Genomic DNA, 781 nt, shown 5'->3' on the forward strand with positions numbered 1-781 from the left:
AGGGAATTGGGCTTGGGCTGTGGCAAGACCTGAAGCATCGCTGCATTCCAAAGTCACATCTAAAGAACCGGCCTGGGTATTCCAAGTAGGAGCTGTTGTGTCTTGGATTGTAATTATTTGGGTGAAAACAGCTGATGTATTTCCGCAGTCATCTTTAACTGTCCAAGTGTTGGTATATGTTCCAGCGTTTCCGCATCCTTGAGAAGCCACGAACTGTCCGCTTGTTTTGGTGATGTTTGAGACATCAGCATCGCATAAGTCAGAAGCTGCAGGGAATTGGGCCTGGGCTGTGGCAAGACCTGCCGTATCGCTGCATTCTAAAGTCACATCTAAAGAGCCAGCCTGGGTATTCCAAGTAGGAGCTGTTGTGTCTTGGATTGTAATCACCTGAGTGAAAGTTTGGGAAGTATTTCCGCAATCATCTTTTACAGTCCAAGTGTTGGTGTATGTTCCAGCGTTTCCGCATCCTTGAGAAGCCACGAACTGTCCGCTTGTTTTGGTGATGTTTGTAACATCAGCATCGCATAAGTCAGAAGCTGCAGGGAATTGGGCCTGGGCTGTGGCAAGACCTGAAGCATCGCTGCATTCTAAAGTCACATCTAAAGAACCGGCCTGGGTATTCCAAGTAGGAGCTGTTGTATCTCGGATTGTAATTATTTGGATGAAAACAGCTGATGTATTTCCGCAATCATCTTTAACAGTCCAAGTGTTGGTATATGTTCCAGCGTTTCCGCATCCTTGAGAAGCCACGAACTGTCCGCTTGTTTTGGTGATGTTTGAA

The 781-nt window shown here is 46.5% G+C and carries 1 protein-coding gene; it reads right to left on the reverse strand.

Going from position 1 to position 781, the window contains the following annotated elements:
* A partial coding sequence (locus tag EYY60_RS00065) for an Ig-like domain-containing protein (RefSeq protein WP_317128842.1) occupies positions 1–781 on the reverse strand: 781 nt, incomplete at both ends.

This window comes from Flavobacterium zhairuonense (genome assembly GCF_004352915.1).
GTDB lineage: Bacteria > Bacteroidota > Bacteroidia > Flavobacteriales > Flavobacteriaceae > Flavobacterium > Flavobacterium zhairuonense.